A 4616-nucleotide genomic window follows, 5' to 3' on the forward strand; every position below is an offset into this window, starting at 1 on the left:
CCGCCGCCGCCGCGTGCCGTGCGTCGGCGAGCTCCGCGTGGGCTGCGTGCCGCACCTCGGCCAGCTCCGCGGCGTGCCGCGCCTGGACCACCGCGGGGTCCTCGACGTCCGCCGCGCCGTCGACCTGACGCAGGCGGGCGACCAGCAGGCCGACCACCACGCCGAGCGCGACACCGACGAGCAGACCGAGCAGGAGGGTGAGGGTGGGAGCCATGCGTCCGAGTCTGGCAAGACTGACCGACAGAACCGTGCAGGCGTGCCGGACCCCGGGCGATGCGTGACGTGGAACGCGTTCCACGCGGCTCGAACGGCTGGCGTGGCCCCCCTAGGCTGGAATCCATGCCTGACTCCACCGACACCCGAGAACGATCCTCGGTCCTGGGCGGCCTGTCGTGGTTCCAGGTGGTGGCCGGCGCCCTCGCCGCCATGACGTCGGCGTGGATCGCCTCCGCGCTCGGCGTGGCCGGCACCATCGTCGGAGCCGCGCTCGGCAGCCTCGTCGTGACCATCACGTCCTCGCTCTACGCCAGCACGCTCGACAAGGGCCGCACGCTCATCGTGCAGACCGACGGCGGCCAGGTCGTCGAGACCGAGGCCGAGCCCGGCCACACCGCCGAGGCCCTGGCCGCGGTCCGCCGTGCCACGCACGAGGAGGTCACCGGAGCCGAGGTGGTCGACGCGCCCCGCCGCACCATCCGCTGGAGGGCCGTGGCCCTGTCGACCGTGGTCGTCCTGCTCGTCGCGGGCCTGGCCATGGGCAGCTACGAGCTCGTGACCGGCAAGGCCTACGGGTCGAACCCCGACAACCCCCGCATCGGCCACTTCTCCGGCGGGGGCGGCTCCGGGCAGCGGGACGACCAGCCGACGCCCACCGAGACCGCCACGCCGGACCCGACCGCATCGCCCACCCCCGACGACGAGGCCACCCCCGACCCCACGCCGACGCCGACGCCGACCCCGACGTCGAGCGCCGACCCCGTCCCGACGCCGACGCCGAGCGCCACGACCGGCGACCAGCAGGACCCCGCGCCGGCCCCGTGAGCGCGGGAATGAACCGGACGACGCCGCCGTTGACGAGCCCGACCAGCACGCCCCGGGAGGAGGAGCCCCATGACCATCTACCTGACCCCGAACATCTCCGACGACCAGATCGCGGTGATGGACGTCTTCGACGCCTTCCGCCTCGGCGAGGAGCTGCTGGAGTCGCGCTACCCCCGGGACGCCGCGCGCGTCCTGCGTCGGGTCGTCGAGGACTCCCCCGACAACGCGTCGGCGTGGGAGCTGCTCGCCCGCGCCCACTTCGCGGCCGCCCAGCTGCGACCTGCGGAGGACGCGTTCCGTCGGCTCGTCGAGCTGGAGCCCACGAGCGGCTGGGCGCACACCGCGCTCGGCCTGACGCTCGACCGGCAGAGCCGTCACCGCGAGGGTGCGCTCATGCACCGCCTGGCGGCTGCGATGGGCGAGTCGGCCCGCGACGCGTCGCGCGTGCAGCTCGTCGACCGACCGGTCGTCTGAGCCCCGGTCCGGCCGGAGCCGCACGATGAGCCCCTACGTCCCCGCGGCGGTCGGCGCCGCCCTGGCGCTGCTGCCGTGGGGATGGGGGGCCGGCCGGCACGTCGTCACCCTCGTGCACGAGGCGGGCCACGCACTGGTCGCCGTGCTGACCGGTCGACGTCTGAACGGGGTCCGCCTGCACCGCGACACGTCGGGACTGACCACCTCGGTCGGCCGGCCCACCGGCCCCGGCATGGTCGCCACCGCCGCAGCGGGGTACCTCGCCCCGAGCGCGCTCGGCCTCGGGCTGCTCGCGCTCGTCTCGCTCGACCGCACCGCCTGGGCCCTGTGGACCGCGCTCGCCGTCGTCGCCGGGATGCTCGTGTTCATCCGCAACATGTTCGGTCTCGTCGTGGTGGGACTCGCCGGGGCGGGCGTCGCGCTGCTGGTGTGGCGCACCGACCCGTCGGCACAGGGGTTCGCCGCCGTCGCGCTCTCCACGTTCCTCCTCGTCGGCGGGCCGCGCACCACGGTCGAGCTGTGGTCGTCGCGGCGCACCTCGCGGTCGCGCACGAGCGACGCCGACGTGCTCGCCCGTCTCACGCCCCTGCCCGCCGTCGCGTGGAACGCGGGCTTCGTGCTGCTCACCCTCGGCGCCCTCGTCCCCGCCTGGACGCTGCTGCGCGACCTCACCGCCCTGCGCTGACGCACGTCCCGCCGCCTGCTTGGATGAGCCGGTGAACGACTCCCTCACCACGACCTCGCCGTTCTTCGAGGTCGGCGCCCGCCTCGGGGACCGCGCCGGCCGCACCGGCACGCTCACCACCGCGCACGGCACGATCCGCACGCCCGCCTTCGTGCCCGTCGGCACCAAGGCCACCGTCAAGGCGGTGCTGCCGGAGGCGATGGCCGAGCTCGGTGCGCAGGCCCTGCTCGCCAACGCCTACCACCTGTACCTCCAGCCCGGGGACGACGTCGTGGAGGAGGCCGGCGGGCTCGGCCGGTTCATGGGCTGGTCCGGCCCGACCTTCACCGACTCCGGCGGCTTCCAGGTCATGAGCCTCGGCGCGGGGTTCCGCAAGACGCTGTCGATGGACTCCTCGTCCGAGGCCGCCGACGTCATCGCCACCGACAAGGACCGTCTCGCCCACGTCGACGACGACGGCGTCACCTTCCGCAGCCACCTCGACGGCTCGACCCACCGATTCACCCCCGAGGTGTCGATGGGCATCCAGCACCGCCTGGGTGCCGACGTCATCTTCGCCTTCGACGAGCTGACCACCCTGCTGGACAGCCGCGCCTACCAGGAGGAGTCGCTGGCCCGCACCGAGGCGTGGGCCGCCCGCTGCCTCGCCGAGCACCGCCGGCTCGGGACGGAACGCGCCGGTCGGCCCGGCACCCCCGCCCTCTTCGGCGTCGTGCAGGGCGCCCAGCACGAGGACCTCCGTCGTCGCGCCGCGCGGCACCTGGCCGACCTCGAGGTCGACGGCACCCGCTTCGACGGCTTCGGCATCGGCGGCGCCATCGAGAAGGAGAACCTGTCGACCATCGTCGGCTGGGTCACCGACGAGCTCCCCGACGACAAGCCGCGTCACCTGCTCGGCATCGGCGAGCCCGACGACCTGTTCGCGGCGGTCGAGGCGGGCGCCGACACGTTCGACTGCGTCGGCCCGTCGCGGGTGGCGCGCTCGTCGCGCGTCTACACCGCCGACGGACGCGAGAACCTGCTCGTCGCACGCTCGCGCCGCCGCTTCGAGCCGATCGAGGACGACTGCGACTGCTACACCTGCGCGCACTACACCCGCGCCTACCTCCACCACCTGTTCAAGGCCAAGGAGTACCTCGCCGCGACCCTGACCACCATCCACAACGAGCGCTACGTGGTGCGACTCGTCGACCGTATGCGCGCCGCCATCGAGGACGGCACGTTCGACGATCTGCGCGCCGAGACGATGGGCCGGATCGGCTCGTCCCGCTGACGTCGACGCCGTCGCCGGACCACGACGTGGGGATCAGTAGGTGGGCTCGGCGGCCTTGAGCCGCGAGATCACGAGCACCGTCACCGGCATGACGAGCAGCTCGACCGCGACCTTGAACAGCACCCCGACCACGAAGTAGTTGAGGAACCCGCCCACCCCCGTGATGCCGATGGCGCTCGCGGCGATCGCGCAGAACAGGAACGTGTCGACCAGCTCACCAAGCCCGGTCGACGAGGCGAGCCGCGCCACGAGCGCGCGCTCGGCCGTCCGCGCCTTCATCCGGGTGAGCACCCAGGCGTTGGTCAGCTGCCCGCACACGTAGCCGACGACGCTGGCCAGCACGATCTGCGCCACCGGGCCCAGGACGACCGAGAACGCCTCGTCGTTGCCGTAGAACGAGGCCCCGGGGATGCGGGCGACCACGGTGAACGTCAGGACGGCCAGCAGCGCGCAGGCGAAGCCGGTGAGCACGGCCCGGCGTGCCGCGCGGAAGCCGTAGACCTCCGAGATCACGTCGCCGAGCACGTAGGCGAGGGGGAACAGCACCGCTCCCCCGTCGATGATGAGCGGCCACAGCTGCACGGGTCCGAGCGTCAACGACCCGGAGCCGACCTCGATCGGCTTGGTGGCCACGACGTTGGAGACGACCACGATGGTGGCGAACAGCGCGAGCACGACGGCGTAGGCCGACGAGCCCGAGGACGCGAACCGGACCTCCTGGCCCGGTGCCTGCGAGGGCGCGGAGGACGACGAGGTCATGAGCGACATCCTGGCACGGGATGGGATGATCGCCCCATGAGCCTGCCCGACCGCACCGACGTCCTCGTGGTGGGTGCCGGACCCGCCGGTGCTGCCGCGGCAGCCTGGTCGGCCCGGGCGGGGGCGGACGTGCTGCTGGCCGACGCAGCAGCGTTCCCCCGCGACAAGACGTGCGGCGACGGTCTGACCCCTCGCGCCGTCGCCGAGCTCGACCGGCTGGGCCTCGGCGACTGGACCCGCTCGTTCGGCACGAACCGTGGTCTGCGCGCCGCAGGCTTCGGCCAGGAGCTCCTGCTCCCCTGGCCCGGCGGCTCCCTGCCCGACCACGGCTCGGCGGTGCCCCGCACGCAGCTCGACGCCCGCATCCGCGACGTCGCGCTCGCC

Annotated in this window: 7 protein-coding genes; 5 read left to right on the plus strand and 2 right to left on the minus strand. The window is 73.6% G+C overall.

Going from position 1 to position 4616, the window contains the following annotated elements; translation table 11 throughout:
- A partial coding sequence (locus NH339_RS17315; protein WP_253027247.1) for a hypothetical protein occupies window positions 1–214 on the minus strand: 214 nt, incomplete at its 3' end.
- Between the two features lie 125 nt (window positions 215–339).
- On the opposite strand from NH339_RS17315, the gene NH339_RS17320 reads away from it, so the two are divergent.
- The 4 genes from NH339_RS17320 (at window position 340) to tgt (ending at window position 3473) form a co-directional block, all read left to right on the plus strand.
- Window positions 340–1041 carry a hypothetical protein gene (locus NH339_RS17320; RefSeq protein ID WP_253027253.1) on the plus strand — a complete coding sequence of 234 codons (702 nt, stop codon included), beginning with the start codon at window positions 340–342 and terminating at the stop codon, window positions 1039–1041.
- Between the two features lie 69 nt (window positions 1042–1110).
- Window positions 1111–1515 (plus strand): tetratricopeptide repeat protein, encoded by a 405-nt coding sequence (locus NH339_RS17325; protein ID WP_253027248.1) that lies wholly within the window; start codon window positions 1111–1113, stop codon window positions 1513–1515.
- A gap of 25 nt (window positions 1516–1540) precedes the next feature.
- Entirely contained in the window at window positions 1541–2200 is a 660-nt protein-coding gene (locus NH339_RS17330) for a M50 family metallopeptidase (RefSeq protein WP_253027249.1), read from the plus strand.
- 31 nt (window positions 2201–2231) lie between these two features.
- On the plus strand, window positions 2232–3473 hold the full coding sequence (gene tgt / locus NH339_RS17335) for a tRNA guanosine(34) transglycosylase Tgt (protein ID WP_253027250.1): 1242 nt from the start codon (window positions 2232–2234) through the stop codon (window positions 3471–3473).
- Between the two features lie 33 nt (window positions 3474–3506).
- On the opposite strand, the gene NH339_RS17340 is transcribed toward tgt, so the two are convergent.
- Window positions 3507–4232 carry a queuosine precursor transporter gene (locus NH339_RS17340; protein WP_253027251.1) on the minus strand — a complete coding sequence of 242 codons (726 nt, stop codon included), beginning with the start codon at window positions 4230–4232 and terminating at the stop codon, window positions 3507–3509.
- 36 nt (window positions 4233–4268) lie between these two features.
- Here NH339_RS17340 and NH339_RS17345 point away from each other — a divergent pair.
- A partial coding sequence (locus NH339_RS17345; protein ID WP_253027252.1) for an NAD(P)/FAD-dependent oxidoreductase occupies window positions 4269–4616 on the plus strand: 348 nt, incomplete at its 3' end.

Source organism: Aeromicrobium sp. CnD17-E (assembly GCF_024124745.1).
In the GTDB taxonomy this organism is placed as follows: domain Bacteria; phylum Actinomycetota; class Actinomycetes; order Propionibacteriales; family Nocardioidaceae; genus Aeromicrobium.